The sequence below is a fragment of the Brevundimonas sp. genome (assembly GCF_013823285.1).
Taxonomy (GTDB): Bacteria; Pseudomonadota; Alphaproteobacteria; order Caulobacterales; family Caulobacteraceae; genus Brevundimonas.
In genome coordinates this window covers 1-6,521 of record NZ_PNLV01000120.1, presented here as the reverse complement: position 1 = coordinate 6,521, position 6,521 = coordinate 1, and the positions used below count along the sequence as shown (strand labels likewise).

At 70.0% G+C, this 6,521-nt stretch carries 8 protein-coding genes; 7 read left to right on the top strand and 1 reads right to left on the bottom strand.

All coding sequences use genetic code 11. The annotated features are described in order from the left end of the window. The 7 genes from C0461_RS12715 to C0461_RS12685 form a co-directional block, all read left to right on the top strand. On the top strand, nt 1–828 hold an 828-nt coding region (locus C0461_RS12715; RefSeq protein WP_292107526.1), incomplete at its 5' end, for a chromate transporter. A 32-nt stretch (nt 829–860) separates the two neighbouring features. Continuing rightward, a complete protein-coding gene (locus C0461_RS12710) occupies nt 861–1,358 on the top strand; it encodes a group III truncated hemoglobin (RefSeq protein ID WP_292107525.1) in 498 nt (165 codons plus the stop codon). Nucleotides 1,359–1,485: 127 nt separating this feature from the next. Beyond that, a complete protein-coding gene (locus tag C0461_RS12705) occupies nt 1,486–2,508 on the top strand; it encodes a peptidoglycan DD-metalloendopeptidase family protein (RefSeq protein ID WP_292107523.1) in 1,023 nt (340 codons plus the stop codon). A gap of 112 nt (nt 2,509–2,620) precedes the next feature. Next, a complete protein-coding gene (yajC, locus tag C0461_RS12700; protein ID WP_292107522.1) occupies nt 2,621–2,965 on the top strand; it encodes a preprotein translocase subunit YajC in 345 nt (114 codons plus the stop codon). A 31-nt stretch (nt 2,966–2,996) separates the two neighbouring features. Beyond that, nucleotides 2,997–4,583, top strand: coding sequence for a protein translocase subunit SecD (gene secD, locus C0461_RS12695; RefSeq protein WP_292107521.1), 1,587 nt, complete (start codon nt 2,997–2,999; stop codon nt 4,581–4,583). An 8-nt stretch (nt 4,584–4,591) separates the two neighbouring features. Continuing rightward, nucleotides 4,592–5,569 carry a protein translocase subunit SecF gene (gene secF / locus C0461_RS12690; RefSeq protein WP_292107520.1) on the top strand — a complete coding sequence of 326 codons (978 nt, stop codon included), beginning with the start codon at nt 4,592–4,594 and terminating at the stop codon, nt 5,567–5,569. A gap of 7 nt (nt 5,570–5,576) precedes the next feature. Continuing rightward, nucleotides 5,577–6,212, top strand: coding sequence for a squalene/phytoene synthase family protein (locus C0461_RS12685; RefSeq protein ID WP_292107519.1), 636 nt, complete (start codon nt 5,577–5,579; stop codon nt 6,210–6,212). A 21-nt stretch (nt 6,213–6,233) separates the two neighbouring features. On the opposite strand, the gene C0461_RS12680 is transcribed toward C0461_RS12685, so the two are convergent. Beyond that, a partial coding sequence (locus C0461_RS12680; RefSeq protein WP_292107518.1) for a periplasmic heavy metal sensor occupies nt 6,234–6,521 on the bottom strand: 288 nt, incomplete at its 5' end.

Below are 6,521 nucleotides of genomic sequence, written 5' to 3'. Positions count from 1 at the left end.
AACGCCCCCTTCCCCGCCGTGATCCTGGGCGCGGCGCTGATCGGCGCCCTGTTCGCAGCGGCGCCCGCGTCCGAGCCGGGCCCGGACGCAACGCCACGACCGAGAAAGCGCGACATGGCCTGGCGCACCGGACGCGCCGTCGCCGTCTGGGGCGCGGTCTGGGCCGCGCCGGCTCTGGCGATCCTGCTGGTGCTGGGCCCGGACCATGTGCTGATGGACGTCGCCGCCTTCTTCTCGAAGCTGGCGGTGGTGACCTTCGGGGGCGCCTATGCGGTGCTGGCCTACATGGCGCAGGAGGCGGTGCAGACCCGCGGCTGGCTCGACGCGGGCCAGATGGCCGACGGCCTCGGCCTGGCCGAGACTACGCCCGGCCCCCTGATTCTGGTGACCCAGTTCGTTGGCTTTCTGGCGGCGTTCCGCCTTCCCGAGCCTTTCACGCCCCTGCTGGCCGGAATCATCGGCGCCGGGCTGGCCACCTGGATGACCTTCGCCCCCTGCTTCCTGTGGATTTTCGCCCTGGCGCCCTGGATCGAGCGGCTGGAGCACGCGCGGCGGCTGCAGGCCGCCCTGTCCGGGGTGACGGCGGCGGTGGTCGGGGTGATCGCCAATCTGGGCCTTTGGTTCGCCCTGCATGTGCTGTTCGACCAGACTCGGCGGGTCCAGGCCGGGCCGCTGGACATGACCCTGCCCGTGCTGGCGGGCTTCCAGCCTCTGGCCCTGACCCTGGCCGCCGTCGCGACCGTCGCCCTGATCCGCTTCAGGCTGGGGATCATGACCGTGCTGGCCGGCGCGGTCGCGGCGGGCATGGCGCTTCAGGCGGTCGCATAGCGCGAGGCCTGCCCCGCGCCTATCTTCCCTGCATGACCACCAGCCCCGCCCGGACCGAAGCCGAACACCGCGCCCGGCGCGAGGCCGCCACCGCGCGGCTGCGGGCAGAAACGGGCATCGACGAGGCCATGATCGACGCCTTGGTGGAGGGATTCTATGGCCGGGTGCGCGATGACGCCCTGATCGGGCCGATCTTCGCGGCGCGGGTCGAGGACTGGGGCCCGCACCTGCACCAGATGAAGCTGTTCTGGTCGTCGGTGGCGCTGTCGACCGGCGTCTATCAGGGGCGGCCGATGCCGAAACACCTGCCCCTGCCCATCGACGCCCGCCACTTCGACCGTTGGCTGGAGCTGTTCCGCGAGACCGCCCGCGACCTGTGCCCGCCCGTCGCCGCCGCGCACTTCATCGAGCGGGCCGAGCGGATCGCCCAGAGCCTGGAGCTGGGCGTGGCGTCGGGCAACGGGGTGATCGTGGGGCCGGGCCAACGCTATGTGATGCCGACCCGGGCATGGACGCCGGACGGCGCCTGACGGCTTTTGAGCTGGGGACAAAAACAGCGCCTCTTGGCGCCGTTAACCTTTCCGCCCCAAAATGGCGCCCTTCGCGGGATTGGATGCCGCATACGATTCTGATCAGGTTTGAAAGACGAGGGCGGGGATGACCGGCTGGACGATTCTGGCGCGCAGGGCGCTGATCATCGCGGGGGCGGCCGCCACGCTGGCCGCCTGTGCGTCCTATCCGTCGGAGCCGCGCTATCCGACCCGGCCCACGACAGGCGCCCCGGAGCGACAGTCTCCCTGGGGCGAGCCCATGCCGCAGATCCCCACGCCGCAGCCCCGGCCCGACACCGATGCCTACGAGCCGACGCCGGCGCCCTATGAGCCCATCGAGGCCCAGCCGCTGCCGCCGACCGGCCAGACACAGCCCGATTACCTCCCGGACCAGCGTCCGGGCGACCTGCCGACCGCGCCAGCGCAGTCCGGCCCCATCGGTCCCGGCGCCACCTATGTGATCCAGCCCGGCGACACCATTTCGGGCGTCGCGCGCCGCTTCCAGGCGCCGGTCCAGACCCTGATCGACCTGAACGGCCTGGCCCCGCGCGCCGACATTTCAGCCGGGCGCGGCCTGATTCTGCCCGATACCGCGGTGGACACCGGCCCTGACCCCTACGCCACCGGCCCCTCGCCGCGCGGCGTTCTGGTCCCCGAAACCGGCGCGCCCCCGCCGCCCCCGCCCCCGCCCCCGTCGGGCAATCCGGCCGCGCCGCCGCCCAATGAGGCCAGCACCGGCCAGGGCATGTTCGAGTGGCCTCTGCGCGGCGACATCGTTCGCAATTTCGGACAGGTGGGAGTCAGCGAGCGCAACAACGGGGTCCACATCGCGGCGACCGCCGGAGCGCCGGTTCGCGCCGCCGCTGCCGGCCGCGTTGGCTATGTGGGGTCGGACCAGCCCGGCCTGGGCCTGGCCGTCATCATCATCCACCGGGACGGCTGGCGCACGGTCTACGCCCATCTTGGCTCCTCGACGGTGTCGTTCGGCGATGACGTCAGACAGGGCCAGGAGATCGGCACCGTGGGCCTCACGGGGGGAGACGGACGTCCGTCCATCGCCTTCGAGGTGCGCCACATGCGCGACGGCCAGCCCGTCGCCGTGGACCCCCGGACAGTGCTGCCGCGCTGATCCGCACCCGCGACCCTGACGCCACATTGCAAAGCGGGGCCGGCGCCCCTAGGTTCCGCCCCTATTTCTGACGGGGCGTCGCGGACGCCCGCGCATGACCTTGGGAGACACCATGTTCGCCACCCCCGCCTACGCATCCACCGCCGGGGCCGCCGCCGGAGGCGGCATGACCGCCACCCTGATCCAGTTCCTGCCCTTCGTCCTGATCTTCGTGCTGTTCTGGTTCCTGCTGATCCGGCCGCAGCAGAAGCGCATGAAGGCCCACCAGGCCATGGTCGGCGGTCTGAAGCGCGGCGACACCGTGGTCCTGTCCAACGGCATGATCGGCAAGGTCACCCGCGTCGAGGATGCCGAGGCCATGGTCGAGATCTCCCAGGGCGTGAACGTGCGCGTGGTCAAGTCCATGGTGGCCGAGGTGCGCAACCGCACCGAGATCGCCGCCAACGACAAGAAATAAGCCTGCAAGCGCAAGGCCGGGGTTTCGTTCGATGATTCAGCTGTCCCGCTGGAAGGTCTATGTGGTCGCGGCGGCGCTGCTGCTTGCGACGCTGTTCGCCTTCCCGAACCTTCTGACCCCGGCCCAGCGGGAGGCCCTGCCCGGCTTCGTGCCCTCCGGCGTCCTCAATCTGGGCCTGGACCTGCAGGGCGGATCCTATCTGATGCTGCAGGTGGACGTTGACGAGGTTCGCGAAACCCGCGTCAACAGCCTGGTGGAGGACATGCGCGTCATCCTGACCGGACAGCGCATCGCCTTCTCGAACCTGGAGCGCCAGCCCGGCGGCTTCACCGTCACCATCAACGACCCGGCCAACTACGACCGCGCGCTCAGCGAGCTGCAGCAGCTGGCCCGGCCCACCTCCACCGGCGTGTCCGACGTGGCGGTCACGCGCCAGACCAACAACCGCATCCGCGCCGCCTTCACCGACCAGGCCCTGAGCAACATGGGCGCCAATGCGGTGGATCAGTCCATCGAGGTGGTCCGCCGCCGCATCGACAGCCTGGGCACCCGAGAGCCGTCCATCACCCGCCAGGGCACGGACCGGATCGTGGTCCAGGCCCCGGGCGAGAGCGATCCCGAGGCGCTGGAGCGGGTCATCGGCCAGACCGCCCAGCTGACCTTCCAGATGGTCGACCACGACAATTCGGTTCAGGAAGCCATCGCCGGCCGCGTGCCGCCTGACGCCGTGCTGATGCAGGACGAGTTCGGCGTTCCCCTGCTGATCAAGCGCCGCATCCTGGTGTCCGGTGAAAACCTGACCCGCGCCAGCGTGGGCTCCGACCAGTCGGGCCGTCCGGCCATCGACTTCCGCTTCGACGGCCAGGGCGCACGCCGCTTCGGCGAGGCCACCAGCCAGAACGTGGGCCGCCGCTTCGCCATCATCCTGGACGGCCAGGTGATCTCGGCCCCCAACATCATCAGCCCCATCACCACCGGCTCGGGCCAGATCACGGGCCGCTTCAGCATCTCCGAGGCGTCCGAGCTGGTGAACCTGCTGAACGGCGGCGCCCTGCCGGCGCCCCTGACCGTGGAAGAGCGTCGGACAGTCACGGCGGGCCTGGGCGCCGACGCGGTCGAGGCCGGCATGAAAGCCACCCTTCTCGGCTTCCTTCTGGTGATCGCCTTCATGATCGTGGCCTATGGCCTTGTGTTCGGCGGCATCAGCGTCATCGCCATGCTGATCAACGGCATGATGATCATCGCCGCCATGTCCCTGACCGGGGCGACCCTGACCCTGCCCGGCATCGCGGGCCTGATCCTGACCCTGGCCATGGCGGTGGACGCCAACGTGCTGATCTATGAACGGATGCGGGAGGAGGCGCGCGCGGGCAGGTCCGCCATCGCCGCGGCGGACTCAGGCTTCAGCCGCGCCATGTCGACCATCCTTGACGCCAACATCACCACCCTGGGCGCGGCCCTGATCATGTTCCAGTTCGGCGCCGGACCCGTGCGCGGCTTCGCCTGGACCCTGTCGATCGGCGTCTTCACCTCGGTCTTCACAGCCGTGCTGGTGACCCAGATCGGCGTGGCGTTGTGGCTGCGGGCCACCCGCGCCAAGACCCTTCCCATCGCGTGAGCAGATCCATGAAATTCTGGCCTCTCATCAAGCTGCTCCCGGAAAAGACGGACCTGAAGTTCGTCAAGTTCGCGCCGATCATGGGCGGGTTGTCCGTGATCGCGGTGATCGCCTCGATCTTCTTCACCCTGTGGCCCCTGACCCCGCCCTGCGGCGGTCTGAATTGCGGCGTGGACTTCTCCGGCGGTCTGGTGCTCGAGATCAGCGCCGCGCCCGAGGCCGCCGACATTCCGGGCATCCGCGAGGGGCTGAACACCATGGATCTGCGCGACGTGCAGGTTCAGGGGTTCGGCTCTCCCAGCGAAGCCCTGATTCGCTTCCAGACCCCCGAGGGCGATCCCGGCACGGTGCTGCGTGAGGTCCAGGCCACCCTGACCGAAGTCCAGCCCACCATCGAGGTGACCCGCACCGAGGCCGTCAGCGGCGCGGTGTCCCGGGAGCTGCTGACCAACGGCATCATGGCCCTGGGCGTCGCCATGCTGATGATGCTGGCCTACATCTGGTTCCGCTTCCAGTGGACCTTCGGCGTGGGCGCCCTGATCGGCCTGCTGCACGACGTGATCCTGACCTTCGGCCTGTTCGCCATCACGGGCATGGAGTTCACCCTGGTCAGCGTGGCCGCCGTGCTGACCATCATCGGCTACTCCATGAACGACACCGTGGTGGTGTGCGACCGCCTGCGAGAGAACCTTCGCAAGTACAAGAAGATGCCACTGGCCGACGTGATCGACCTGTCGCTGAACGAGACCCTGTCGCGCACCATCATGACCGGCCTGACCACCATCCTGGGTCTGCTGGCCATCGCCCTGCTGGGCGGCGCGGTGCTGGCGAACTTCGCCTGGGCCATGATCTTCGGCGTCATCATCGGCACCTATTCCTCCATCTACATCGCCGCCCCGCTGATCCTGCTGTGGGGCGCCAAGCGGGGCGACGAGGCGGACGAAGAGGCCACGCCGATCAAGCTGGGCATGGGCTCCAAGGCCTGATCGCTTCATGACCGACCGCCGCGCCGAGCTGGACGGCCAGGTGCGCGCGGCGGATCCGGACCGCTGGCTGTCCAGCCGCTTCGTCGCCGACGCGGACCTGCGCGCGGACCTGATCGCGCTCTACGCCTTCGAGGCCGAGCTTATGGTCATTCCGTCCAGGGTCACCCAGCCCCTGCTGGCCGAGATGCGCTTCACCTGGTGGGCGGATCAGATGGACGGCGTCTTCGCAGGCGCCCCCCGCAAGGGCCATCCGGGGCTGGAGGCCCTGTCCGCCGCCGCCGTCCGCCACAACCTTGCGCGCGCGCCGTTCGACGCCCTGATCACCGCCCACATCGGCCGCGTCCACGAAGACCCCCACGACCTTGAGGCCTTCTATGTGGGGCCCATGCAGACGGCGGCGCATATCCTCGCCGGACCCGGCCATGAGGCGACCGTCGCCCCCGTCGGCCGGCTGCGCGCCCTGTCCCAGACCGGTCGCCCGGACGAGGCCCGGGCCCTGCGCCATGAGGCGAATACGGCGCTGAAAGCCCTGCCGCCCACCGCCTTCCCCGCCGTCGCCCACGCCGCCCTGATCGACCACGCCGCGCCCGAGCCGCTCAAGCGCCTGCGCCTCACCTGGGCCGTGTTGCGAGGGCGGGTCTAGCCGTCCCGCCCGACGTGGGACTCACCCGGCGGGCGTCGGCGCCGGCCCGGTCCTGTTTTCCTCGGCGCGAGACCGATGGCGGTTATGACGCCGCAGCAGGGCGGACATGCGGGCGCGGTCCTCGGGCGAGAGTTCGGACAGGATGCGGACCGCCTCCACCTCCAGCCGGGCGCGGCCGCGCAGTTCAGAGGCGCGGGACTGCTCCAGCAACGCGCTGACCGCCGCCGGATCGAAATCCTCGCTCTCGGTCAGGGCAATGGCCTGACGCCGCGCCTCGCGCGCTTCCTGAAAGTCCGGCCTGGCCGACAG

Coding starts and splice junctions, on each gene's coding strand:
- C0461_RS12710 (WP_292107525.1), top strand. CDS start 861: ATGACCACCAGCCCCGCCCGGACCGAAGCCGAACACCGCGCCCGGCGC.
- C0461_RS12705 (WP_292107523.1), top strand. CDS start 1,486: ATGACCGGCTGGACGATTCTGGCGCGCAGGGCGCTGATCATCGCGGGG.
- yajC (WP_292107522.1), top strand. CDS start 2,621: ATGTTCGCCACCCCCGCCTACGCATCCACCGCCGGGGCCGCCGCCGGA.
- secD (WP_292107521.1), top strand. CDS start 2,997: ATGATTCAGCTGTCCCGCTGGAAGGTCTATGTGGTCGCGGCGGCGCTG.
- secF (WP_292107520.1), top strand. CDS start 4,592: ATGAAATTCTGGCCTCTCATCAAGCTGCTCCCGGAAAAGACGGACCTG.
- C0461_RS12685 (WP_292107519.1), top strand. CDS start 5,577: ATGACCGACCGCCGCGCCGAGCTGGACGGCCAGGTGCGCGCGGCGGAT.